This window comes from Streptomyces hiroshimensis, assembly GCF_014650335.1.
Taxonomy (GTDB): Bacteria; Actinomycetota; Actinomycetes; order Streptomycetales; family Streptomycetaceae; genus Streptomyces; species Streptomyces hiroshimensis.
In genome coordinates this window covers 794561-817665 of the sequence record NZ_BMUT01000001.1, presented here as the reverse complement: position 1 = coordinate 817665, position 23105 = coordinate 794561, and the positions used below count along the sequence as shown (strand labels likewise).

At 74.2% G+C, this 23105-nt stretch carries 17 protein-coding genes; 6 read left to right on the top strand and 11 right to left on the bottom strand.

The features are described from left to right. Positions 1-13 precede the first annotated feature (13 nt). The 5 genes from IE241_RS03300 to IE241_RS03280 are packed head-to-tail and all read right to left on the bottom strand — an operon-like array spanning position 14 to position 5249. Positions 14-919 (bottom strand): glycosyltransferase family 2 protein, encoded by a 906-nt coding sequence (locus IE241_RS03300; protein WP_190020019.1) that lies wholly within the window; start codon positions 917-919, stop codon positions 14-16. After that, positions 916-1701, bottom strand: coding sequence for a CDP-alcohol phosphatidyltransferase family protein (locus IE241_RS03295; protein ID WP_190020018.1), 786 nt, complete (start codon positions 1699-1701; stop codon positions 916-918). The genes IE241_RS03300 and IE241_RS03295 overlap by 4 nt, the downstream gene beginning before the upstream one ends. Then, positions 1679-2740 (bottom strand): iron-containing alcohol dehydrogenase family protein, encoded by a 1062-nt coding sequence (locus IE241_RS03290; protein ID WP_190020017.1) that lies wholly within the window; start codon positions 2738-2740, stop codon positions 1679-1681. The genes IE241_RS03295 and IE241_RS03290 overlap by 23 nt, the downstream gene beginning before the upstream one ends. Next, positions 2728-3465 carry a phosphocholine cytidylyltransferase family protein gene (locus tag IE241_RS03285; RefSeq protein WP_190020016.1) on the bottom strand — a complete coding sequence of 246 codons (738 nt, stop codon included), beginning with the start codon at positions 3463-3465 and terminating at the stop codon, positions 2728-2730. Before IE241_RS03285 ends, IE241_RS03290 begins: the two co-directional genes overlap by 13 nt. After that, positions 3462-5249: a DUF5941 domain-containing protein gene (locus IE241_RS03280; protein ID WP_190020431.1), complete on the bottom strand. Its 1788-nt coding sequence runs from the start codon at positions 5247-5249 to the stop codon at positions 3462-3464. The genes IE241_RS03285 and IE241_RS03280 overlap by 4 nt, the downstream gene beginning before the upstream one ends. 344 nt (positions 5250-5593) lie before the next feature. On the opposite strand from IE241_RS03280, the gene galE reads away from it, so the two are divergent. The 3 genes from galE to idi all read left to right on the top strand — a co-directional run bounded on the left by galE (position 5594) and on the right by idi (position 8384). Beyond that, entirely contained in the window at positions 5594-6592 is a 999-nt protein-coding gene (gene galE, locus IE241_RS03275) for a UDP-glucose 4-epimerase GalE (RefSeq protein WP_190020015.1), read from the top strand. 176 nt (positions 6593-6768) lie between these two features. Further along, positions 6769-7716, top strand: coding sequence for a cation diffusion facilitator family transporter (locus IE241_RS03270; protein WP_190020014.1), 948 nt, complete (start codon positions 6769-6771; stop codon positions 7714-7716). A 56-nt stretch (positions 7717-7772) separates the two neighbouring features. Then, entirely contained in the window at positions 7773-8384 is a 612-nt protein-coding gene (idi, locus tag IE241_RS03265) for an isopentenyl-diphosphate Delta-isomerase (RefSeq protein ID WP_190020013.1), read from the top strand. Here idi and IE241_RS03260 read toward each other — a convergent pair. Beyond that, positions 8359-8856 (bottom strand): ATP-binding protein, encoded by a 498-nt coding sequence (locus tag IE241_RS03260; RefSeq protein WP_190020012.1) that lies wholly within the window; start codon positions 8854-8856, stop codon positions 8359-8361. The genes idi and IE241_RS03260 overlap by 26 nt on opposite strands. Before the next feature lie 252 nt (positions 8857-9108). Here IE241_RS03260 and IE241_RS03255 point away from each other — a divergent pair, with 252 nt between their 5' ends. Further along, complete coding sequence (locus IE241_RS03255) at positions 9109-9867, top strand: enoyl-CoA hydratase/isomerase family protein (protein WP_190020011.1); 759 nt, start codon at positions 9109-9111, stop codon at positions 9865-9867. A 15-nt stretch (positions 9868-9882) separates the two neighbouring features. Here the strand turns inward: IE241_RS03255 and IE241_RS03250 are convergent, their stop codons facing one another. Further along, positions 9883-10533, bottom strand: coding sequence for a DJ-1/PfpI family protein (locus tag IE241_RS03250; RefSeq protein ID WP_190020010.1), 651 nt, complete (start codon positions 10531-10533; stop codon positions 9883-9885). Positions 10534-10583: 50 nt separating this feature from the next. Beyond that, on the bottom strand, positions 10584-11564 hold the full coding sequence (locus IE241_RS03245) for a GlxA family transcriptional regulator (RefSeq protein WP_190020009.1): 981 nt from the start codon (positions 11562-11564) through the stop codon (positions 10584-10586). 123 nt (positions 11565-11687) lie between these two features. Between IE241_RS03245 and IE241_RS03240 the strand changes: the two genes are divergently transcribed. Then, positions 11688-12563 carry an SCO6745 family protein gene (locus tag IE241_RS03240; RefSeq protein WP_190020008.1) on the top strand — a complete coding sequence of 292 codons (876 nt, stop codon included), beginning with the start codon at positions 11688-11690 and terminating at the stop codon, positions 12561-12563. Positions 12564-12671: 108 nt separating this feature from the next. After that, positions 12672-15068, top strand: a complete 2397-nt coding sequence (locus IE241_RS03235; RefSeq protein ID WP_308433617.1) for a Tex family protein — start codon at positions 12672-12674, stop codon at positions 15066-15068. Positions 15069-15435: 367 nt separating this feature from the next. On the opposite strand, the gene IE241_RS03230 is transcribed toward IE241_RS03235, so the two are convergent. The 3 genes from IE241_RS03230 to IE241_RS03220 all read right to left on the bottom strand — a co-directional run bounded on the left by IE241_RS03230 (position 15436) and on the right by IE241_RS03220 (position 22847). Beyond that, entirely contained in the window at positions 15436-16842 is a 1407-nt protein-coding gene (locus IE241_RS03230; protein WP_190020006.1) for a M1 family metallopeptidase, read from the bottom strand. After that, positions 16839-20900 (bottom strand): Pls/PosA family non-ribosomal peptide synthetase, encoded by a 4062-nt coding sequence (locus tag IE241_RS03225; protein WP_190020005.1) that lies wholly within the window; start codon positions 20898-20900, stop codon positions 16839-16841. Before IE241_RS03225 ends, IE241_RS03230 begins: the two co-directional genes overlap by 4 nt. A gap of 309 nt (positions 20901-21209) precedes the next feature. After that, a complete protein-coding gene (locus tag IE241_RS03220) occupies positions 21210-22847 on the bottom strand; it encodes an ABC-F family ATP-binding cassette domain-containing protein (protein WP_190020004.1) in 1638 nt (545 codons plus the stop codon). Positions 22848-23105 lie beyond the last annotated feature (258 nt).

Here is a 23105-nt window from a genome sequence, read left to right as displayed (position 1 = left end):
AGACAAGAGCTTGTCAGATCACGGGAGGCCGACCCAGCCGGGTCAGGCGCCACACGGTACGCCACTTCATGGGGCGCCGTGGACCACAGGGCGTCGTCCAGCCCTCCTTGAAGCCCCCGAACCACGCCCGCAGCGCGGGCAGGGACGGCCGCCGGGCCAGGGTGAGCAGCAGCCACACCCCGAGGTAGACCGGGACCAGCGGGGCGGGGAGGTTGCGCCGGGCGAGCCAGACGCGGTTGCGGGCGACCATGCGGTGGTAGACCGCGTGACGGCTCGGTGCCGTCGTCGGGTGGTGCAGCACCATGTCCGCGCGGTAGTCGATCATCCAGCCCGCGTCGAGGGCCCGCCAGGCGAGGTCGGTCTCCTCGTGCGCGTAGAAGAACTCGTCCGGCAGCAGGCCGGCCTCGGCGAAGACCCGGGTGCGGACCGCGTTGGCGCCGCCGAGGAAGGTGGTCACCCGCGAGGAGCGCATCGGGTCGGAGGCGCGCAGCCGCGGCACGTGGCGGCGCTGGGTGACGCCCGTGTCGGGGTCGGCGATCCGGAAGCTGACGATGCCGAGCTTCGGGTCGGCGGCGAACGCCTGCCGGCACAGCTCGGCGGTGTCCTGGCCGGGCAGCAGGCCGTCGTCGTCCAGGAACAGCAGGATGTCGACCTCGCGCCCCGCGGGCCCGAACGCCTCGATGCCCACGTTGCGCCCGGCCGGGATGCCGACGTTCTCCGACAGCTCGACGGTGCGCACGGCCAGGCCGGGGACGGCGATCGGCGGCAGCGGGGAGCCGTTGCCGACGACGACGACCTCGATGGGGTCGCCGTCCTGCTTGGCCACGGACTCCAGCAGGGCGCGCAGCTCCGCCGGGCGGTTGCCCATGGTGAGGACAACCGCGCCGACCTTGGCCACGGGAGCGGAGGGAGCGTTCATCGGAGCCTGCTCGACGCGAGGATGGACACGAGGTGCAGCACAGTCTGCAGCACCGCGACGGCGGCGAGCAGGACCACCGCGACACGGGTGAACAGCAGGTCGCCGTGGACGAAGTCCGCGATGCCGGCCGCCAGGATCACCAGCGACGCCTCGACGCCGCCGACCAGCCGGTGGAACTTCAGCGCGGCCGCGGCCTTGCGGGCCAGGGCCATGCCCGAGGAGCGCGGCGTGGCCGCTGCGTCCTCGGCGGCCGCCATGCCGCTGCGGGCGCGGGCGACGTCGACCAGGTCCGTCTCCGCCTTGATCAGGATCGCGCCGAGCGCGGCCAGCGTGCCCAGGAAGGCCCACTGCCACTGCGTGGCCGCGCCGTCCTTGTGCAGGACGTCCGCCGCCCGGATACCGAAACCGACCAGCAGGGCGGCCTCGGAGAGGTAGTGGCCCACCCGGTCGAGGTAGACGCCGGTCGTGGAGGTGACCTTGCGCCAGCGCGCGAGCTCGCCGTCCACGCAGTCCAGCAGCAGGTACAGCTGGATGAGCAGCGCACCCAGGATCGCGCCGGTGAGGCCCGGGATCACCAGGGCCGCGCCCGCGGCGATGCCGGCGAGGATCATCAGGCCGGTGTACTGGTTCGGCGTGAGCCGGGTGTTCAGCAGGACCCGCGTACAGCGCAGGGAGATCTCGCGCATGTACAGGCGCCCGGCCCAGTGCTCGCCGCTGCGCCGGTCCTTGAGCCCGCCGGGGTGGACGACCGGGCGGAGTTCAGCTAGTGACGGTTTTGGCATAGTCGGCGTAAGCGTCCCTGATCTGGTCGGTGGAGAGGGCGAGGTGCTCCAGGATCGTGTAGCGGCCGGGGCGGGTCTGCGGCGCGTACTCCACGGCCGTGACGAACTCCTCGGCGCTGAAGCCGATCTCCTGCGGCAGCACGGGCAGGCCGTGCCGGCGCAGCACCTCGACCATCAGCGCGGACTCCTCGCGGGCGCCGCGCAGGTACATCGCGAAGGCCGCGCCGAGGCCGCACTGCTCGCCGTGGCTGGCGGCCCGCTTGGGGAAGAGCAGGTCGAAGGCGTGGTTGATCTCGTGGCAGGCGCCGGAGGCGGGGCGGCTGTCGCCGGCCACCGACATGGCGATGCCGGTGAGGACGAGGCCCTCGGCCAGCACCTGCAGGAAGCCGTCGTCGCCGACGCCGCCGGGGTGGCGCAGCACGGCCTCGCCGGCCTGCCGGGCCATGGCGGCGGCCAGGCCGTCGATGGCCTCGCCCGTCTCGCGGTGGGAGAGCTCCCAGTCCGCGACGGAGGAGATGTTGGAGATCGCGTCGCCGATGCCGGAGCGCACGAAGCGGACCGGGGCCTCGCGGATCACGTCGAGGTCGATCACGACGGCGATCGGGTTGGGCACGCCATAGGAGCCGCGGCCCGCGTCGTTGTCGAGGGTCGCGACCGGCGAGCAGAGCCCGTCGTGCGAGAGGTTCGTCGCGACGGCGACCAGGGGCAGGCCGATGCGCGCGGCGGCGAACTTCGCGCAGTCGATGATCTTGCCGCCGCCGAGGCCCACGACCGCGTCGTAGTGCCCCTTCTTCATGGCGTCGGCCAGCTTGATGGCGTCGTCCAGCGTGCCGCCGCCCACCTCGTACCACGAGGCGCCGGGCAGCGCCGGGGCGAGCCGCTCGCGCAGCACCGCCCCGGAGCCGCCGCTGATGGCGACGGCCAGCTTGCCGGAGCTGGAGATCCGCTGATCGGCGAGGATCTTCGCCAGATCGTCCAGCGCTCCGGCCCGGATGTCGACGACGACCGGCGAGGGGATGAGCCTCGTCAGTACTGGCACGCGATCCCCCGGCCCTTGGCGAGGTCGTCGTGGTTGTCGATCTCGACCCACTTGACGTCGCCGATGGGCGCCACGTCGACCTTGAAGCCGCGGTTGACGAGCTCCTGGTAGCCGTCCTCGTAGTAGAGGTCGGGGTCGCGCTCGAAGGTGACCTTGAGGGCGTCCGCCAGGTCGGCGGCGGCCTCGCCCTCGATCAGGGTGACACCGATGTACTCACCGGTGGCCTCGGCCGGGTCCATCAGCTTGGTGATCTTCTGGACGCCCTTGTCGGGGTCCACGACGACCTTCATCTCCTCGTCGGCGAGCTGCTTCACCGTGTCGAGGGCGAGGATGATCTTCTGGCCGTTGCCGCGGGCGGCGAGCAGGGTCTTCTCGACGGAGACCGGGTGCACGGTGTCGCCGTTGGCGAGGATCACGCCGTCCTTGAGGGCGTCCCGGCCGCACCACAGGGAGTAGGCGTTGTTCCACTCCTCGGCCTTGTCGTTGTCGATCAGGGTGAGGCTCAGGCCGTACTTGGCCTCCAGGGCCTCCTTGCGGGCGTACACGGCCTCCTTGCGGTAGCCCACGATGATCGCGACCTCGGTCAGACCGATCTCGGCGAAGTTGGCCAGGGTGAGGTCGAGGATGGTGGTGTCACCGTCCACCGGCACCAGGGCCTTGGGCAGAGTGTCGGTGTAGGGACGCAGACGCCGTCCGGCGCCGGCGGCCAGCACGAGGCCGATCATGCGGGTTCTCCTGTTTCGTCGTGTACTGCGGGTGCCCCGGAGGACACCCAGAAGCGGATGCTCTCGCTGAGCACCACGAGGGCGATGACGGCCGCGAGGACCGTCAGCGCGATGGTGAAGCCTTGGCCGTGCCACAGGGCGGCAGCGATCGTGACCGCCAGGACGCGACCCTCGTGTCCGCCGATCGCCCGCACCAGCCGGTGCGGGGGCGCGCCGGTGCCACCGCGGATGCGGTACACCGTGTCGTAGTGATGGTAGGCGACCGCGGCCACCAGGCCGAAAGCCGCAGGGAGGGCCCCCGGGGCGCCGGACTGGGCGGCCAGCCCCAGGATGATGCCGTACTCGGCTCCCCTGAAGACCGGCGGTACCAGCCAGTCGAGGGGGCCCTTGAGGGGCTGGGCGACGGCGACGCCGGCGAGGATCGCGTAGACCGCGGCCTGCAGGACGGCCCGCCAGGTGCCGCCGCTGCCGGCCACCAGCGGGCCGAGGAGCAGGCTGGCGGCGGCGAGGACGGCCCAGAAGGGGGCGCTGTAGGCGCGGCCGGGCACCGTGCGGCCCAGGCTGCCTGCGGCGATCTCGGCGATCGGGCCGGAGTCGGCGAGGTCGGCCAGCGCCTGCGCGGCGCGGTCCGTGCGCTTGGCCTTACGGGTCAGGGAGCGCAGGACGCGGCCCGCGGTGGTGTAGCAGGCGGCGAAGGCGCAGCCGATCAGCAGCACGGAGAAGACGGTGCGCGGCGTGGTGAGCGCGGTGAGGACCGCGATCAGCGCCCAGCGCTCGCCGATGGGCAGCACGATCATGCGGCGGACCCAGACCGTCCAGCCGACGCTGTCGAGCCGGCCGGAGAGCGCGGCCGTGGGGCTCGTGTTGGCCGTGGCGTCGTGGTTGGCCTCGTTGAAGGCGAAGTCGACGACGTGCCGGCAGGTCATGAGGACCATCGCGCCGAGCGCGAGCGCCCATACGTCATCGTGGCCGCCGCCGCGAGAGGCACCGAGGGCCAGGCCCGCGTAGAAGGCGTACTCCTTGGCGCGGTCGAAGGTCGCGTCGAGCCAGGCGCCGAGCGTGGAGTACTGCAGGGAGTAGCGGGCGAGCTGGCCGTCGGTGCAGTCGAGGACGAAGGAGAACAGCAGCAGGGCGCCTGCGGCGACGAAGCCGCCGCGGGTGCCGGTCGCCGCGCAGCCGGCCGCGATCAGTGCGGTCAGCAGGGACGCGGTGGTGACCTGGTTGGGGGTGAGGCCCCGGCGGGCGCACCAGCGCGCGAGGTAGCGCGAGTACGGGCTGATGCAGAAGGTGGTGAAGAACCCGTCGCGGGACTTCACGGCGCCCCGCAGGCGCACGGCCTCGTCGTCGACGGAGCCGACCTCGGCGAGGGTCTTGGCCCGCGCCTCGTCGCCGTCCGGCACGGCCGCGACGAGCACGCCGAGCTCGGGCCGGTGCACGGGCACGCCGTCGGCTTCCAGCCGGGCGGCGACGGCGTCGGGCAGGCTCGCGCCGGCGTCCGTCACCGCGCTGAGCGCGCGCGTCAGAGACGGGCGCGCGTCCGGCTGGGCGGTGAGGGCGCCCTCGACGGCGGCGGCCGGGAAGCGGGGGTCGGTCAGTGCCAGCCGCAGGGCGTGCACGTGACCCACGAAGCCGGGGTCCACCAGAGCGACGCGCTCGGTGGCCGGGACGGCGGCCAGCGCCCCGGCGGCGTCCGCCGTCACGCGGACGTCGAAGCCGAGGGACCGCAGGTCCTCCTCAAGGGAGGAGCCGGCGGGCGGCATACCGGTGAGGATGGCGGTCGACAGACGAACTCACTCCTTGCGGCTGACATGGCCGCCTCGGGGCCGCGGGACGCGGCGGGCGGCAGTCGTGCCGGCGACCCCGGAGGGGGCGGCACGTCGGCAGAGGCTATCGGATCACCGGAAGGCGCCGTTCACCGCCGGTATGCCTCCGGCAGGCCCGCCATCGAGAGGACGCCCGGGCGAAGCGTCCGGTTCCAGGGCGGGGCGGTCCGGCACCACCGGACTGCGCCATCGTGGTGTCCCGCCGCAACGGCGCCCCACGACCGCGGCGAGGGTCCGGCGGAATGCCCGATCACCAGAATCGAACACAGATCGTGACCCGCCGTCCAGGCGCTAGGGTGCCGGTCATGACATGGCTGATCACAGGCGGTGCCGGATACATCGGATCGCACGTCGTCCGGGCGATGACACAGGCCGGCGAGCGGGTCGCCGTGCTGGACGACCTGTCCGCGGGTGTGGCCGAGCGGCTGCCCGCGGACTGTGTGCTGGTGCGGGGCTCGGTGCTGGACCGCGAGCTGCTCGACCGTACGTTCGCGGAGCTGGGCGTGACGGGCGTGGTGCACCTGGCGGCGAAGAAGCAGGTCGGGGAGTCGGTGGAGAAGCCGCTCCTCTACTACCGGGAGAACCTGCACGGGCTGACCGTGCTGCTGGAGGCGGCGGTCGCCGCCGGGGTGCGCAGCTTCGTGTACTCCTCCTCCGCGGCCGTCTACGGCATGCCGGATGTGGACCTCGTCACGGAGGACACCCCGTGCGCGCCGATCAACCCGTACGGCGAGACCAAGCTGGCCGGTGAGTGGCTGGTGCGGGCCACCGGCAAGGCGCACGGCCTGTCCACGGCGTGCCTGCGCTACTTCAACGTGGCGGGCGCCGCGGTGCCCGAGCTCGCGGACACCGGGATCTTCAACATCATCCCGATGATGTTCGACCGGCTCACCCGGGGCGAGGCCCCGCGCATCTTCGGTGACGACTACGCCACACCGGACGGCACCTGCGTACGCGACTACATCCACATCGAGGACCTGGCCACCGCGCACCTGGCGGCGGCCCGCCGGCTGGCCGAGCGGACGGAGCCGGGCGACCTGACGCTGAACGTGGGCACGGGGCAGGGCGTCTCGGTGCGGGAGATGGCCGACCTGATCGCCGAGGTGACCGGCCGCACGGAGCCCGCGCCCCTGGTGGAGCCGCGCCGTCCGGGTGATCCGGCGCGTGTCGTGGCGTCGAACGAACTGATCGCGAAGGAGCTGGGGTGGGCCCCCGCTCACGATGTGCGCAGCATGGTCGCTTCCGCCTGGCAGGGCTGGTGCCTGCACCACCCGGAGGCCCGGCAGGCTCCTTCGCGGGGCTGACGCGGGCCGCCCGCGGGTGATCGCCGCAGGTCGGGAGGACGGACATCGTCGCAGGTCAGAGCACATGACAACGGTGTTCAGTGCCGCGTTGCCCGATACCCCCCGCCCGTAGTTCACTGGGTGCCCGGACGGCATGAGCCGGCCGGGCGGGCACCCGTTTTCCTAAGGCGGCATTCATGGGCGCAGGGCACGATCACGGTCACTCGCACGGAGGACCCCCGCCGGGCACGAGCGGCACGGCGGCCGCGGCCTACAAGGGGCGCCTGAGGATGGCCCTGGGCATCACGCTCACCGTGCTGCTGGCCTACGTCGCCGGCAGCGCGCTGACCGGTTCGCTGGCGCTGTTCGCCGAGGCGGGCCACATGGCGACGGATGCGGTGGGCGTCTCGATGGCGCTGCTGGCGATCCACTTCGCCAACCGCCCGGCGTCGAGCCGGCGCACGTACGGCTACGCCCGGGCCGAGATCCTCGCGGCGCTGCTGAACTGCCTGCTGCTGCTCGGCGTGGGCGGCTTCATCCTCTTCGAGGCGATCGAGCGGCTGGCGAACCCGACGGAGGTGCCGGGCGGGCAGACGGTCGTCTTCGGTCTCGTGGGCGTGGTCGCCAACGGGATCTCGCTGGCGCTGCTGATGCGGGGGCAGAAGGAGAGCCTCAATGTGCGCGGGGCGTTCCTGGAGGTGCTCTCGGACGCGCTGGGCTCGCTCGCCGTGGTGCTCTCGGCGCTGGTGATCATGGCCACGGGCTGGACGCAGGCGGACCCGATCGCCTCGCTGCTGATCGCGGTGATGATCGTGCCGCGCACGGTCAAGCTGCTGCGGGAGGCGCTGGACGTGCTGCTGGAGGCGGCTCCCCGGAACGTCGACATGGACGAGATCCGGTCGCACATCATGGCGCTGCCCGGGGTGCAGGACCTGCACGACCTCCATGTGTGGACGATCACATCCGGAATGCCGGTGCTCTCCGCGCACGTCGTGGTCGACCACCTGGCCCTGGACTCCACCGGGCACGAGAAAATGCTGCACGACCTGCAGGGCTGCCTCGGCGAGCACTTCGACGTGGAGCACTGCACCTTCCAGCTGGAGCCCAGCGGCCATGCGGAGCACGAGGCGAAGCTCTGTCATTGACGCCCCTGCCGGGTACGGCAGACTTGAGGGTCGAAGACCGACAACGAGGATGGTCAATGCCGATCACACCAGCCAATGGCCTCTCCGCCGACACCGCAGCGGTCCCCTCCCCGGAGGACTCAGCCGAACCGATCATGCTGGAGCTGGTCGACGAGGACGGCAGAACCATCGGCACGGCGGAGAAGCTCTCCGCCCACATCGCCCCCGGCAAGCTGCACCGTGCGTTCTCGGTCTTCCTCTTCGACGACGAGGGCCGGCTGCTGCTGCAGCGGCGGGCGCTGGAGAAGTACCACTCCCCCGGCGTGTGGTCGAACACGTGCTGCGGTCATCCGTATCCGGGCGAGCCGCCGTTCGTGGCGGCGGCCCGCCGCACGGGCGAGGAGCTGGGGATCGCGCCGGCGCTGCTGCGCGAGGCCGGAACCGTGCGCTACAACCACCCCGACCCGGACTCGGGCCTGGTGGAGCAGGAGTACAACCACCTCTTCGTGGGAATCGTGCGGGCCGAGCCGCGCCCGGCCCCGGAGGAGATCGCGGAGACCGCGTTCGTGACCCCGGCCGAGTTGGACGCGCTGCGGGCGCGCTTCCCCTTCTCGGCGTGGTTCATGACGGTGCTGGATGCGGCCCGGCCCGTGGTGCGCGAGGTCACCGGGGACGCGGCGGGCTGGTAGGCGCGGGGAGCGGCAGGGCGGCCCAGACCACTTTGCCGCCGCTCGCGGTGTGCTCGACGTCGCACATGCCGCCGGCCTCGTCGGAGATGGTCTTGACCAGCAGCAGTCCGCGGCCGCCGATGCGCTCGTCGTCCGCTTCGAGGGGCTTGGGCCGGTAGGGGTGGTCGTCCTCGACGGCCACCCTGATCCAGTGCCGTCCGATGGAGATCTCCACGGCCACCTCGGGCGAGAGCAGCGCCGCGTGCTGGACGGCGTTGGTGACCAGCTCCGAGACGATCAGCAGCAGCCCCTGCAGGAGGTCCTCGCACAGCGGCACGCGCTGGTGCCGCAGGAGATCGCGCACGGCGTGCCTCGCCCGGGGGACGGACGAGTGCAGCGCGGGAGCGGTGAACCGCCAGGCGCCGTCGAATTCGACCGGGCGCCGGGGTGGGGCCTGCCCCGGGTCGGGCGGGACGCTCCCGAGGATTTCCATGTCCGATACCAACCCCTCACCATGGTCGACCGCAATCACGAGTGTTGGGAAGACAAGGGTCCGTACCGGCGCGCTGACCACAAATCAGCGGCTATCGACGGAGTTTGATCGTGCGCGTATGCCACGGTCACGCACGCGACTGATCCTGGCCGCCCTGTTCTGCGTTCCATGAACGATCCGGAGCTCACTGTTCCGCCCCGGCGCCGGGGGGATGCCACCGGCGCATCCGGCGGCCCGGATAGCATCCGGCGCATGGAGCCCGCACTTCACCTGGACGTCGCCGACGGCGTCGCGACGATCCGCATCGCCCACCCCGCCAAGCGCAATGCCATGACCACGGACATGTGGCGGGCCCTGCCGGAGCTGCTGGCGCGGTGCGCCGCCGACCCGGCCGTCCGGGTGCTGGTGCTCACCGGTGAGGGCGGCACGTTCTGCGCGGGCGCCGACATCTCCACGCTGACCGAGGGGGCCGAGCGCTCACGGGACCTCGCGATCGCGGCCGAGGAGGCGCTGGCGGCCTTCCCCAAGCCCACGCTCGCGGCCGTACGCGGCCACTGCGTGGGCGGCGGCTGCCAGCTGGCGGCCGCGTGCGACCTGCGGTTCGCCGCCGAGGACGCCTCCTTCGGCGTGACCCCGGCGAAGCTGGGCATCGTCTACGGGGCCTCCTCCACCCGGCGGCTGGTGGAGCTGACCGGCCCGTCGGCGGCCAAATACCTGCTCTTCTCGGGCGAGTTGATCGATGCCGCGCGGGCGCTGCGGACGGGCCTGGTGGACGAGGTGTGGCCGCCGGAGGCGCTGGAGAAGCGGGTGGCGGAGTTCGCCCGGGTGCTCGCCTCGCGCTCCTTGCTGACGCAGGCCGCGGCCAAGGAGTTCGCCGCGGGCCCCGCGGCCCCGGACCGGATCGCGCACTGGGCGGAGCAGGAGCGCGGCAGCGGCGACACCGCCGAGGGGGTCGCCGCGTTTCTGGAGCGCAGGCGGCCGCGGTTCGCTTGGGCCGCCCAGCGCCCCTGAGGGGGCGCGGCTCTCTCACTCGCCCCGGGTCGTCAGCATCTGTGCGAGGTCCACGTTCCGCCACTCGGCGACGAGGTCGGCCGGGGCCTTCTCCGGCGAGCCCGCGTCGTAGGGCGGCTGCGGGTCGTACTCGATGAGCAGTTGGACGGACTGCGCGGCACGGTCGCCCGCGATCCTGCCCACGAGCGTGAGCGCCATGTCGATGCCGGAGGAGACGCCGGCGGCCGTGACGTACTTGCCGTCGGTGACGACGCGCTCGCCGGTCGGCTCCGTCCCGAAGGACACGAGCTCGTCCAGGTAGAGCCAGTGCGAGGTTGCCCGACGGCCCGTCAGCAGCCCGGCGGCGGCCAGGACCAGGGAGCCGGTGCACACCGACGTCGTCCACGTCGTGGTGCGGTCCACCTGCTGCAGCCACTCCCGCACGGGGCCCTGCGCCATCGGGCCGCTCGGGTCGGGCCCGCCGGGCACGACGACGATGTCGGGCGCCGTGACGTCGGCGAGGGCGGCGTCGGCGACCAGGGAGAGGTTGCCGCTCTCGTTGCGCACGGGCCCCGGGCGCTCGGCGACGAGCACGGTCTCGGCGCCGGGGAGGCGGCCGAGGGTGTCGAACGGGCCGATGGCGTCGAGGGCGGTGAAGCCCGGGTAGAGCAGGACGGCGATCTGCACGGTGGTCCTCGTTTCGGTGGACGGGATCGGTAGACGGGAGGGGTGGCGGGTCAGGCGGGCGTCAGGGGGCGGAAGCGGCGCCGGTATTCGGCGGGCGAGGTGCCGAGGGCGCGGACGAAGGCGCGGCGCATCGCCTCGGGGGTGCCGTAGCCGCAGGCGCGCGAGACCTCCTCGACACCGTCGGCGGCGTCCTCCAGCTGCCGGCGCGCGGCCTCCAGACGGACGCGGTCCACGTAGCGGCCCGGCGTCATGCCGGTCTCGCTCTGGAAGGCACGGGCGAAGTGCCGTGGGGAGAGGCCCGCGCGGGCCGCCAGCGTCTCGACGGACAGGTCGGCCGCGGGGTTCTCGACGATCCAGTGCTGAACGTCGCGCAGCCGCGGGCGGCTCGCGGTCTGGACGGCGAGCGGGGCGCTGAACTGGGTCTGGTTGCCGGGGCGGCGCAGGAAGACGACGAGGTTGCGGGCGATGGTGAGCGCCGGTTCGCGCCCGAGGTCGTCCTCGACGAGGGCGAGTGCGAGGTCGATGCCGGCGGTGACGCCCGCCGAGGTGACGACGTTGCCGTCGCGTACGTAGATGGGGTCGGGCTCCACCTGCACGGACGGGAACCGCGCGGCGAGGGCCGCGCAGAACGCCCAGTGGGTCGTGGCGCGCCGCCCCTCCAGCAGGCCGGCCGCGGCAAGCAGGAACGCCCCGGTGCACACCGACACCACGCGCTCGGCGCGCGGCGCGTGCTCGCGCAGCCATGCGATCAGGCGGGGGTCGGGGGCGCGGGTGCCCTCGCCGCCGGGCACCAGGAGGGTGTGCGGGGCGGGAGCGTCGTCGAGCGCGTGGTCGGGCACGATGCGCAGACCGCTGCTGGTGCGCACGGGACCGCCGTCGAGGGTCGCGGTGCGCACGCGGTACGTGGCGGGGCTGCCGGTCCAGCACGCCGCGCCCGCGAACACCTCGGTGGGGCCGGTGACATCCAGGCTCTGGACGTCGTCGAAGAGGACGATCAGCACGGTGCGGCTGGGCGTGCGGCGGTGCGTCATGTCCTCCATGCTGGTCGCCTGGGGTTTTGTCCGCAATGACGAATACCCCACCTTTACTGCCATCGCCGCGAGGTGCGGGACACCACCCTTCACGCCGTACCGACCAGTCGGTAGCGTGCATGCATGACTTCTCTCAACGGGGCTCTGCCGGAGCACGCCGCACGCCGCTGCCAGCAGCCCCTCAACACCCTGCACGCCACCGTGTACTTCTCGCCCGAGATCGTGCAGGAGATGGGCGCCCTGGGGATCGAGGACTTCACCGCGGTCAACATCGCCGGACGGACGGCCGCGTTCGGGCGCGTCGGCGCGGGCCCGGTCACGGCCGCGTTCTACAACTACAACCACGAGCTGATTGCCCGTCACCTCCCGGGCGTCTGGGACGTCGCCGCTCCGCAGGACGTCCTCGCCGCGCGGCTGCGCGCGGTCGACGGCACGCTGCGCCGCCTGCTCGGCGAGGACGCGGTCGCCTCCCCGGAGATGGCCGAGGCGGCGGAGCTCGCCCTGCGCGCCACCGAGGGCTGCGGCCGCGGCGGCCGGCCCCTGTACTCCGCCCACGCCGACCTGCCCGTGCCCGAGGCCCCCCACCTCGCGCTCTGGCACGCCGCCACGCTGCTGCGCGAGCACCGCGGCGACGGTCACGTCATGGCGCTCGTACGGGCGGGCCTCGACCCGGTCGAGGCGCTCCTCAGCCACAGCGCCACCGGCGGCGGCATGAGCGACAAGTGGCTCGTCAGGACGCGCGCCTGGACCGTGGAGGAGCTGGACGCCGGCCGGGAGCGGCTGCGGGCGCGCGGGCTGCTGGACGGGGCCGGCGAGCTGACGGCGGCGGGCGCCGCCCTGCGCGACGAGCTGGAGGCGGAGACGGACCGCCTCGACGCCGCGCCGTACGAGCACCTGGGCGCGGCGGGCGTCGAGCGCCTCACCGAGCTGGGCAAGGCCTTCGCCACGGCCGCGGTGGCGGCGGGGGCGTTCCCGGCCGACCTCCTCGGCAACGGCTGAGGCGGCACCGGCGCCGGAACGCGGGGCGCCGCGCGGCTCGGGCGCGGCGCTGTCGGCGGCACCTGCCACAATGCAATCCGCAGCCCGAAGAGAAAGCGGAGCGTGATCGTGACGGCAATTGGTGCGTCGCCCGGGGCGTCGATCGAAGGCAGGATCGCCGAGGAGCTCGGCGTGCGGGAGCGGCAGGTGAAGGCCGCGGTCGACTTGCTCGACGGCGGCTCGACCGTGCCGTTCATCGCCCGCTACCGCAAGGAGGCCACGGAGATGCTCGACGATGCGCAGCTGCGCACCGTCGAGGAGCGGCTGCGGTATCTGCGCGAGCTGGAGGAGCGCCGCACGGCGGTCCTGGAGTCCGTGCGCTCCCAGGGCAAGCTGGACGAGGCCCTGGAGGCGCGCATCCGCGCCGCCGACTCCAAGGCCCGGCTGGAGGACATCTACCTGCCCTTCAAGCCCAAGCGCCGCACGAAGGCGCAGATCGCCCGGGAGGCCGGGCTGGAGCCGCTGGCCGAGGGGCTGCTCGGGGACCCGGGCACCGAGCCGCTCGCCGCGGCCGCCGCCTTCGTCGACGCGGACAAGGGCGTCGCGGACCCCGCGGCGGCCCTGGAGGGCGCGCGGGCGATCCTCACCGAGCGCTTCGGCGAGGACGCCGACCTCATCGGCGAGCTGCGCGAGCGCATGTGGACGCGCGGGCGCGTGGCCGCGAAGGTGCGCGAGGGCAAGGAGGAGGCGGGCGCGAAGTTCGCCGACTACTTCGACTTCGCCGAGCCCTTCACCGAGCTGCCCTCGCACCGCGTGCTGGCGATGCTGCGCGGCGAGAAGGAGGAGGTCCTCGACCTCACGCTGGACCCGGAGCCGGCGGATGAGCCGGACCGGGCCGCCGCCGGCCCGAGCGCGTACGAGCAGATGATCGCGCAGCGCTTCGGCGTCGCCGACCGCGGCCGGCCGGCGGACAAGTGGCTGGGCGACACCGTGCGCTGGGCCTGGCGCACGCGCGTCCTCGTCCACCTCGGGATCGACCTGCGGCTGCGGCTGCGCCAGGCCGCCGAGGACGAGGCGGTCCGCGTCTTCGCGGCGAACCTGCGCGACCTGCTGCTCGCAGCGCCCGCCGGCACCCGCGCCACGATGGGTCTCGACCCCGGCTTCCGCACGGGCGTGAAGGTCGCCGTCGTCGACGCCACGGGCAAGGTCGCGGCCACCGAGACCATCTACCCGCACGTCCCGCAGAACAAGTGGGACGCCTCGCTCGCCACGCTGGCCCGGCTCGCCCGGGAGCACGGCGTGGAGCTCGTCGCCATCGGCAACGGCACGGCCTCGCGCGAGACGGACCGGCTGGCTGCGGACCTGATCTCCCGTCACCCGGAGCTGAAGCTCACGAAGGTGATGGTCTCCGAGGCCGGCGCCTCGGTCTACTCCGCCTCCGCGTTCGCCTCCCAGGAGCTGCCCGGGCTGGACGTCTCGCTGCGCGGCGCGGTCTCGATCGCCCGGCGCCTGCAGGACCCGCTCGCCGAGCTCGTCAAGATCGACCCCAAGTCGATCGGCGTCGGCCAGTACCAGCACGACCTGTCCGAGGTGAAGCTCTCCCGCTCGCTCGACGCCGTCGTGGAGGACTGCGTCAACGGCGTCGGCGTGGACGTGAACACCGCGTCCGCGCCGCTGCTCGCGCGCGTCTCCGGCATCAGCTCCGGCCTCGCCGAGAACATCGTCGCCCACCGCGACTCCAACGGCCCCTTCCGGTCCCGCCGGGCGCTCAAGGACGTTGCCCGGCTCGGCCCGAAGGCCTACGAGCAGTGCGCGGGCTTCCTGCGCATCCGCGGCGGGGACGACCCGCTGGACGCCTCCAGCGTCCACCCGGAGGCGTATCCGGTGGTACGGAAGATGGTCAAGACCACGGGCGGCGAGGTCGCCGCCCTCGTCGGCAACACCTCCGTGCTGCGCTCCCTGCGCCCGGAGGCGTTCGTCGACGACACCTTCGGCCTGCCGACGGTCACCGACATCCTCCGCGAGCTGGAGAAGCCCGGCCGCGACCCGCGGCCCGCCTTCAAGACGGCGAGCTTCAAGGACGGCGTCGAGAAGATCGGCGACCTGGAGCCGGGGATGATCCTGGAGGGCGTCGTCACCAACGTGGCCGCGTTCGGGGCGTTCGTGGACGTGGGCGTGCACCAGGACGGCCTGGTGCACGTGTCGGCCATGTCGCGGACGTTCGTGAAGGACCCGCGGGACGTGGTCAAGCCCGGCGACATCGTGCGGGTCAAGGTCATGGACGTCGACATCCCGCGCAAGCGGATCTCGCTGACGCTGCGGCTGGACGACGCGTCGCCGTCCGGCGGGGATGCGGGCACGGGTGGCGGTGCCGGTGGCCGTCCGCGGGCCGAGCGGGGCTCCGGCTCGGGCCGCCGGGGCGCGGGGGCGCCGCAGCAGCGGCGCGGTGGCTCCCGCGAGCGGGATGCGGCTCCGCCGGTGAACGACGCGATGGCGGAGGCCCTGCGCCGGGCGGGGCTCCGCTAGCGCCGGCGCTAGCGCTGAGCGATACGTGCCGGGTCCGGTCTGCGATTCCGCCGGACCCGCGCCGTCGTGGTAACTCGCCGTTGCGGCGGGCATTTTTTGCCTGTGCGGCAGCGCGGTTCGGCGCCTGTGCGTCGGGCACCCGGCTTCTGCGCCGCAGCGCTGTTCGACGCCGCTGCGGCGGGCACTTTTCACCGGGCCACGGCCCGACGACGACCAGGCCACCGGCATCGCCGCTCGCGCATTCCGCCGGACCCACGCCGTCGTGGCATTCGCCGTTGCGGCGGGAAGATCTTGCAGATGTTCCCGCCGCGACGGCGATAAGCCACCACGTGGCAGCCCGGCGGTGCCCAGCCGAGCTGCAGGGCCGTCAGTCCGCCCCCTCTCCGGAGGGGAACCGCGGGACCGGGGTCTCGTACAGCCACGCCGCCAGCAGGGAACGCAGCGGGCTGTTCGCCGTCGTCTCCGCGTGGGACACGAAGCGTTCCGTGTCCGCCGTCGACCCCCGGTGCGCCGCGTGCCACGTCCGGAGGATCCGGAAGAAGCAGTCGTCGCCGACGGCGAGCCGCAGGGCGTGCAGGGTGCACGCGCCGCGTACGTAGATCCGGTCGTCGAAGAGCTGCCGCGGGCCGGGGGCGGCGATGCACAGGTCCTGCCCGCGGCAGGCGAGGTCGTTCCGGGCCGCCCGGGCGAGCGTGTCCGCGTCGTCCTCGCCGAGGTGTTCGGACCACAGCCACTCCGCGTAGGTGGCGAAGCCCTCGTTGAGCCAGATGTGCCGCCAGTCGGCGATGCCGGCGCTGTTGCCGAACCACTGGTGGGCGAGTTCGTGGGCGACGAGGGTCTCGGAGCCGCGCCGGCCGTCGATGTGGTTGCGGCCGAAGACGGACAGGGTCTGGTTCTCGACGGGCGCCGCGAGCTCCGCGTCGACGACGACGGCGCCGTAGGTCTCGAACGGGTAGGGGCCGAACCAGCCGTTGAAGGCGCGCAGCATGCGCGGCTGCCGGGCCAGGTCGTGGCGGGCTTGTTCGGCGAGGTCGGTGGGGTAGGCGTTGCGGAAGGTGCCGCGGGTGTCGTGGGTGAAGCGGCCGGTGCAGACGGCCGCGAGGTAGGAGGCCATGGGCCCGGGGTGGTGGTAGGTCCAGGCGGTGGAGTCCTCGGTCTCCCGGCGTTCCCGGAGGGTGCCGTTGGCCAGGACGTGGTGGCCGCGGGGCACGGTGACGGTGAAGGTGTAGGCGGCCTTGTCGTCGGGGCGGTCGTTGCAGGGGAACCAGGACGGGGCGCCGACCGGCTGGGAGGCGACGAGGGTTCCGCCGTGGGCGTCCCCCGTGCGGTCCCAGCCGATGGGCCCGAACGGCGTGCGGACGGGCCCGGGCCGGCCGCCGTAGTGGACGTCGGCGACGAAGGTCCGGCCGGCGGCGAGGGGCCGCGCGGCGGCGAGCACCGCCTTGCCGCCGCGCTGGTGCACGGTGACGGGCTGTCCGTCCAGGTAGGCGGCGCGCACCTTCAGCCGGGCGAGGTCGAGGGCGATGCGGCCGGTGCGCTCGTTGGCGACGGCCCGGATGCGGGCGTGGCCGTCGAGCCGACCCCGGCCGGGGTCGTAGCCGAGCGTCAGGTCGTAGGAGAGGGTCCGGTGGCCGTCGGAGCCGTTGCGGGGGAAGTAGCGCGGGCCGCCGCCCTTCAGGGCGGCGGTGTCGGCGGCGGTCGCGGTCAGCGGGAGAGCCGCCGCGGCCGTGAACAGGCCGCGGCGGCTGCAGCGGAGACGCTTCCACAGGGTCATGCGATGCTCCCGGGCGGAACAACGGCGCCCCCGGCGGAACCCGTGACGGCTCCGGCGGTGCACAGGGCGGCCGCGGCGGAGTGCGCGGGGCTTCCCCGGTGCCGTCCGGCGCTGTCCCCGCCCCCCGGGAGGGGCTCCGCGCCCGCGATGGGGTTGCCGGCCCAGCGGGTCCCGGCGGGTACGGTCTCGCCGCGCATCACCAGGGATGCGGGGGCGATGGAGGCGCCTGCGCCGACGGTGCTGCCGGGCAGGACGATGCCGTGCGGGCCGAGGGAGGCCCCGGCGGCGAGGCGGACGGTGTCCATGCGCATGATCCGGTCGTGGAAGAGGTGGGTCTGCAGGACGCAGCCGCGGCCCACGGTGGCGCCGTCGCCGAGGCTGACGAGGTCGGTCTCGGGCAGCCAGTGCGTGTCGCACCAGACGCCGCGCCCCAGGCGGGCGCCGAGGCTGCGCAGCCACCAGTTGAGGACGGGCGTGCCGGTGAACGGGCCGGCCAGCCAGGGCACGGCGAGGGTCTCGACGAAGGTGTCGTAGAGCTCGTTGCGCCAGACGAACGAGGACCACAGGGGGTGCTCGCCCGCGGTGAAGCGGCCCACGAGGAGCCACTTGGCCGCGGTGGTGGTCAGGCCGGCGGCCAGGCCCGCGGCGAGCAGCAGCGGGGCGCCCACGGCGGCGGCGAGGAGGGGGCCGCCGGAGGTGAGGGCGTCCTGCTCGCCGAGGAGGACGAGTTCGGCGAGGGCGAAGCCGGCCATCAGGGGCAGCACGCGGCACAGTTCGACGGCGGCGCGGGCGGCGACCAGGCGGCGCGGGGGCTCGAAGGTGCGGTGCGCGTCCGCGGCGGTGGCCACGCGCGGCAGGGGCATCGCAGGGCGGCCGAGCCAGGACGTGCCGGGCTCGCTGTGCTCGGGCGCGTCGGAGAGGACGCCGATCAGGGCGTGGTCGGGCACGCTGCGGCCGGGGCCGACGGTGCCGGAGTTGCCGACGAAGGCGCGCCGGCCGATGTGCGCGGTGCCCAGGCGGAGGCGGCCGCCGCGCAGTTCGTAGGGGGCGACGAGCGTGTCGTCGGCGAGGAAGGCCCCGTCGCCGACGGTGAGCAGGGAGGGCAGCGGCAGGACGGTCGAGATCTCGGCGCGCCGGCCGACGCGGGCGCCCAGGAGGCGCAGCCACACGGGGGTGGCGAGGCTCGCGTAGAGCGGGAAGAGGCTCGAACGGGTCCCGTCGAGCAGACGGGTGACGAGCCAGGCCCGCCAGGCGACGGCGCCCCACAGGGGGTGGTCGCCGGGCCGGATCCCCCGCCCGAGCAGGCGCACGGCACCGGCGACGAGGAGGGCCCAGCACAGGCTGCCGACGACGGTGAGCACCGGCACTGCGGCGAGCAGCAGCAGTGCCACGGACATGAGCGTGGTGCAGTCCTTGACCAGGTAGTACGTGCCGGCCAGCGCGGGCAGGGCAGCGGTGAAGGGCAGCAGGGGCATCGCGGCCAGGGTGAGGGCGTAGGCGGCCTTCGCCCGGAGCGAGGGGGTCGCAGGGCCCTGCGGCGGGACGGGTTCCGCCCGGCCCGCCGGTCGCGCGGGTGAGCCCTCCCACCGCTCCCCCGCCGGGGCGTCGCCGTCCAGGCAGGCTCCCGGGGCCAGTTCGGCGCCCGGGTGGAGCGTCGCGCCGGGCATCATCATGCTGCGGTGGCCCGCCCGGGCTCCCGCGCCGACGGTGACGCGGCCGATGTGCAGGTCGTCGCCGTCCAGCCACCAGCCGGCGATGTCGGACTCGGGTTCGACGGCGCAGCCGTCGGCGAGGGTGGCGAGGCCGGTCACCGGGGGCATCGCGTGCAGGGCCACGCCCCGGCCGGTCGTGCAGCCGAGGGCCCGCGCGTACCGGGCGGCCCACGGGGTGCCCAGGAGGGCCGGGACGCCGAAGGAGGCGACGGCGCGTTCGGCGGCCCACAGCCGGATGTGGACGCGGCCGCCGCGCGGGTAGGCGCCGGGGGCGATGCCGCGGGTGAGCAGGCGGGCGGCCGCGGCGCCGACGGCGAGGCGGGCGGGGGCGCTGAACAGCAGGAGCCAGCCGGCCAGCACCAGCCACCAGGAGGTGTGGGGTGCCCACTGCCGGGGGGCCAGCAGGCCGAGGACGTTGTCGGCGGCGGCGAGGGCGACGACCCCGCGCAGCCCGGCGACGCCGAAGAGGGCGGTCTGTACGAGGATCTGGGCCGCCCCGGCGCGCCGCCGCACGGGGCGGACCGCGCGGCCGGCGGCGCCCTGGGGCGGGGCGGGGGCGGCGAGGGAGTCGAGGTGGGCGGCCATGTCGCGCAGGACGGGGTGCCGGTAGAGGCCGGCGACGGAGACCCCGGGGTGGTGCTCACGCAGGGCCGAGGCCATGCGGGCGGCGGTGAGGCTGGTGCCGCCGAGGGCGGTGAAGTCGGACCCGGCGGCGGGCCGGGTGCCGAGGTGGAGCTCCCACAGGTCGGCCAGGCGGGCGGCCGTGCCGTGCAGGTCGCCGCCCGTCTGCGCACCTGTCTCCGCGCCCGTCTCCGCGGGCTCCGGCAGGGGCCAGGGCAGGGCGTCGCGGTCGACCTTGCCGGAGGTACGGGTGGGCAGGTCGGCGACTTCGGTGAGGACGGGGACGAGCGCGGCGGGCAGGCGTTCGGCCAGCAGTGCTCTGGCCTCCTGTCTGCGGTATCCGGCGTCCGGCACGACGTAGCCGACGAGGATGTGCCCGCCGGCGGGCGTGCTGCGGACGGCGGCGGCCGCCCCGCGCACGCCCGGCAGGGCGCCGAGCGCGGCGTCGATCTCGCCGAGTTCGACGCGCCGCCCGCCGAGCTTGATCTGGTCGTCGGCGCGCCCGGCGAAGACCAGGCCCTCGGGGTCGGCCCGGACGAGGTCTCCGGTGCGGTAGGTGCGGGGGTCGCCGAGGGCGGGCGAGGGGCGGAAGCGGTCGGCGTCCTTGGCGGGGTCGAGGTAGCGGGCGGTGCCGGCGCCGGCGATGACGAGCTCGCCCTCGGCGCCGTGGGGCACCGCCTCCCCGGCCTCGTCGACGACGGCGAGGCGCCAGCCGTCCAGGGGCAGCCCGATGCGTACGGGCTCGCCGGGCAGCAGGCGGGCGGCGCAGGCGACGACGGTGGTCTCGGTCGGGCCGTAGGTGTTCCACATCTCGCGGCCGGGCACCGCGAAGCGGGTGACGAGCCCCGGTGGGCACGCCTCGCCGCCGACGATCAGCAGCCGCACCCGGGCGAGGGTCTCGGGCGGCCAGAGCGCGGCGAGGGTGGGCACGGTGGAGACGACGGTGATGCCGCGCTCGGCGAGCCACGGCCCGAGCTCGTGCCCGGCCCGCACGAGGGCGCGCGGGGCGGGGACCAGGCAGGCGCCGTGCCGCCAGGCCAGCCACATCTCCTCGCAGGAGGCGTCGAAGGCCACGGACAGGCCGGCCAGCACGCGGTCGCCGGGGCCGAGGGGCGCGTCCCGGAGGAACAGCGCGGCCTCGGCGTCGGCGAAGGCGGCGGCGCTGCGGTGGGTGACGGCGACGCCCTTGGGGGCGCCGGTGGAGCCGGAGGTGAAGATGATCCAGGCGTCGTCGCCGGGCAGGACGGGGCGGGGCGGGGCGCCTGCGGGCCGGGCGGCCGTGGGCGAGAGGCGGCCGCCGGGGCCGAGGACGGCGCAGACGCCCGCTTCACGGAAGACGGTGGCGGCGCGCTCGTCGGGGTCGTCGGCGTCGACGGGGACGTAGGCCGCGCCGCAGCGCAGCACCGCGAGGATCGCGAGGTAGAGGTCCGCGGTGCCGGAGGGGATACGGACGCCCACGCGGTCGCCGGGGCCGATGCCGGCGCGGTGCAGGAAGTCCGCCCGGCGGGCGACCTCGTCGCACAGGGCCCGGTAGGTGAGCACGTCGCGGGAGGTGCCCGAAGGGCCGGCGACGTCGAGGGCGGGGGCGCCGGGGTGGCGGGCCGCGGTGGCGTCGAGCACGTCGAGGAGGGTGCGCGGCGGGGGCGGCGGGGCGCCTTCGTAGACGGCCCGGGGTCTGTGCGGTGTGGCGGGTGGGGAGACGGTGGTGCGGGATGCCGGTGACATCGGGGCGGCCTCACTTGATGCCGTGGTGCGGTGGTGGTGCGGGCGCCCTTCGGACGTCCTCACCACCAGACGGCGTCTCCTGCACGGCCGGTTCGGATCCCGGTGCCAACATTCCGTAAATCGAACAGAGTCCGTACAGACCCAAGAGACCGCGATGTCCCGCCCGCCGCAGGGGTTTTGCGGCCGGCAGGTCAGCCGGGGCGGCCCCGTCCCTTGGGGAAGGTTTGGCCTGCGCCTGGGGTTGTTTTCGGACACACGGCCTGCCGGCCCGCCCTCCCGCACGGGCGGGCCGTGGTGCGGGCCGTGGTGTCAGCGCTCCGTGAGACGGCCCCCGGAGACCTCGATGCGGCGGGTCGTGCGGACCGCGTCCAGCATCCGGCGGTCGTGCGTGACCAGCAGGAGCGTGCCCGTGTACGAGTCCAGCGCGGACTCCAGCTGCTCGATCGCCGGGAGGTCGAGGTGGTTGGTCGGCTCGTCCAGGACCAGCAGGTTGACCCCGCGCGCCTGCAGCAGGGCCAGCGCCGAGCGCGTCCGCTCGCCCGGCGAGAGGGTGACCGCCGGGCGCAGCACGTGATCGGCCTTCAGCCCGAACTTGGCGAGCAGCGTCCGGACGTCGGCGGGCGCGAGATCGGGGACGGCCGCGCCGAAGGCGTCCAGCAGCGTCTCCGTGCCGAAGAACAGCGCCCGCGCCTGGTCCACCTCGCCGACGACGACGCCCGGGCCCAGCGCCGCGTGCCCGGCGTCCAGCGGCAGCCGGCCGAGCAGGGCCGCCAGCAGCGTGGACTTGCCGGAGCCGTTGGCGCCGGTGACCGCGATCCGGTCGGCCCAGTCGATCTGCAGGTCGGCGGGGCCGAAGGCGAAGGACCCCCGGCGCACCTCGGCGCCGCGCAGGGTCGCCACGACCGCGCCCGAGCGCGGGGCCGCGGCGATCTCCATGCGCAGCTCCCACTCCTTGCGGGGCTCCTCGACGACGTCCAGCCGCTCGATGAGCCGCTCGGTCTGCCGGGCCTTGGCGGCCTGCTTCTCGGTGGACTCGGTGCGGAACTTACGGCCGATCTTGTCGTTGTCGCTGGCCTTGCGGCGGGCGTTCTTGACGCCCTTCTCCATCCAGTTGCGCTGGGTGCGGGCGCGGTCCTCCAGGCCGGCACGCGTGTCGGCGTACTCCTCGTAGGCCTCGCGGGCGTGCCGGCGGGCGGTCTCGCGCTCCTCCAGGTAGGCGGAGTATCCGCCGCCGTAGAGGCGGATCTGCTGCTGGGCGAGGTCGAGCTCGAGGACCTTGGTCACGGTGCGGGTGAGGAACTCGCGGTCGTGGCTGACCACGACCGTGCCGGCGCGCAGCCCCGTGACGAAGGACTCCAGGCGGGCCAGCCCGTCGAGGTCGAGGTCGTTGGTGGGCTCGTCCAGCAGGAAGACGTCGTAGCGGCTCAGCAGCAGGGAGGCGAGGCCCGCGCGGGCGGCCTGGCCGCCGGAGAGGCTGGTCATGGGCCGGTCGAGCCCGACGGAGAGGCCGAGCGAAGCGGCGACCTCCTCGGCGCGCTCGTCGAGGTCGGCACCGCCGAGGCCGAGCCAGCGGTCGAGCCCCGTGGCGTAGGCGTCGTCGGCTCCCGGCGCGCCGTCCACGAGCGCCTGGGTGGCGGCGTCGAGCTCGGCCTGGGCCCGGGCCACGCCCGTCCGGCGGGCGAGAAAAGCCCGCACGGTCTCCCCCGGACGCCGCTCGGGCTCCTGCGGCAGGTGCCCGACGGTGGCGGTCGGCGGGCTGAGCGAGAGCCCGCCCTCCTCCGGCGCGTCCAGACCGGCGAGCAGCCGCAGCAGGGTGGATTTGCCGGCGCCGTTGGCACCGACCAGACCGATGACGTCACCGGGCGCGACGACGAGGTCGAGCCCGGAGAAGAGGGTGCGGTCGCCGTGTCCGGCGGCAAGGCTTTTGGCGACAAGAGTGGCACTCATAACGGGTCGACTTTAGCCGCAGGGGTGGAGGGGGTCGTACCGGATTTCCCTGCAGCCCCGCCCGCCGGGGCGGACGCGCGCAGCCGGCGGAGGCGCGCTCCTGCCGAAGACCAGGCCCAGCGCAGGACGCCTCACCTCGGCCTCGGACCACTTGGCTCCCTGGGTGTGCTCACGTCCCTCTGACATCCCCGCTCACGCCCCGCGAACTGCACCGCGGCGACATACTGACCCCGCCCCCTCCGAAGGCTCGGCGCGCCC

Excerpts from the sequence above, each read along its gene's own strand:
- IE241_RS03285 (WP_190020016.1), bottom strand. The coding sequence starts at position 3,465 with ATGATCGGCCTCGTGCTGGCCGCCGGCGCCGGACGGCGTCTGCGTCCC.
- IE241_RS03300 (WP_190020019.1), bottom strand. The coding sequence starts at position 919 with ATGAACGCTCCCTCCGCTCCCGTGGCCAAGGTCGGCGCGGTTGTCCTC.
- IE241_RS03225 (WP_190020005.1), bottom strand. The coding sequence starts at position 20,900 with ATGTCACCGGCATCCCGCACCACCGTCTCCCCACCCGCCACACCGCAC.
- IE241_RS03295 (WP_190020018.1), bottom strand. The coding sequence starts at position 1,701 with ATGCCAAAACCGTCACTAGCTGAACTCCGCCCGGTCGTCCACCCCGGC.
- IE241_RS03260 (WP_190020012.1), bottom strand. The coding sequence starts at position 8,856 with ATGGAAATCCTCGGGAGCGTCCCGCCCGACCCGGGGCAGGCCCCACCC.
- IE241_RS03220 (WP_190020004.1), bottom strand. The coding sequence starts at position 22,847 with ATGAGTGCCACTCTTGTCGCCAAAAGCCTTGCCGCCGGACACGGCGAC.
- idi (WP_190020013.1), top strand. The coding sequence starts at position 7,773 with ATGCCGATCACACCAGCCAATGGCCTCTCCGCCGACACCGCAGCGGTC.
- galE (WP_190020015.1), top strand. The coding sequence starts at position 5,594 with ATGACATGGCTGATCACAGGCGGTGCCGGATACATCGGATCGCACGTC.
- IE241_RS03245 (WP_190020009.1), bottom strand. The coding sequence starts at position 11,564 with ATGACGCACCGCCGCACGCCCAGCCGCACCGTGCTGATCGTCCTCTTC.
- IE241_RS03240 (WP_190020008.1), top strand. The coding sequence starts at position 11,688 with ATGACTTCTCTCAACGGGGCTCTGCCGGAGCACGCCGCACGCCGCTGC.
- IE241_RS03255 (WP_190020011.1), top strand. The coding sequence starts at position 9,109 with ATGGAGCCCGCACTTCACCTGGACGTCGCCGACGGCGTCGCGACGATC.
- IE241_RS03270 (WP_190020014.1), top strand. The coding sequence starts at position 6,769 with ATGGGCGCAGGGCACGATCACGGTCACTCGCACGGAGGACCCCCGCCG.
- IE241_RS03230 (WP_190020006.1), bottom strand. The coding sequence starts at position 16,842 with ATGACCCTGTGGAAGCGTCTCCGCTGCAGCCGCCGCGGCCTGTTCACG.